Genomic DNA, 702 nt, shown 5'->3' on the forward strand with positions numbered 1-702 from the left:
TTCTTTGAATTTCTTCTTCTTTAAGGGCACCACTTCCTGAAATAGTAATTTTTTGTTCTTTGTTAGTACCTAAATCTTTGGCTTTAACTGATACAATTCCGTTTGCATCAAGGTCAAAAGTAACTTCAATTTGAGGAATTCCGCGCGGTGCTGGTGGAATATCTGTTAATTGGAATCTTCCCAAAGTTTTATTATCAGCTGCTAAAGGGCGTTCTCCTTGTAAAACATGAATATCTACTGCTGGTTGATTGTCTGCGGCAGTTGAAAAGACTTGTTTTTTGGAAGTTGGAATGGTAGTGTTTCTTTCAATTAATTTAGTAAAGACATTACCCAAAGTCTCAATTCCTAAAGAAAGCGGAGTTACGTCTAACAGTAAAATATCTTTAACGTCTCCTGATAGAATTCCTCCTTGAATAGCAGCTCCAATAGCAACTACTTCATCAGGATTAATACTCTTATTAGGAGTTTTTTTCAATTCATTTTTAACTAAATCTTGTACTGCAGGAATACGAGTAGAACCACCCACTAAAAGCACTTGATCAATTTTTTCAATATCTAATTTAGCATCACTTAAAGCACGTTTTACAGGAGCCAAACAACGATCAATTAAATCTTTAGTAAGTTCATTGAATTTAGCGCGAGTCATATTGTATTCTAAATGAAGTGGACCTGCTTCGCTCATTGTTAAGAAAGGCAAAGAAA

At 34.8% G+C, this 702-nt stretch carries 1 protein-coding gene; it reads right to left on the reverse strand.

The genetic code is table 11. The features are described from left to right. A partial coding sequence (locus OYV_RS04210) for an Hsp70 family protein (RefSeq protein ID WP_042068475.1) occupies window positions 1-702 on the reverse strand: 702 nt, incomplete at both ends.

The sequence above is a fragment of the 'Chrysanthemum coronarium' phytoplasma genome (assembly GCF_000744065.1).
Lineage (GTDB): Bacteria > Bacillota_I > Bacilli_A > Acholeplasmatales > Acholeplasmataceae > Phytoplasma > Phytoplasma asteris.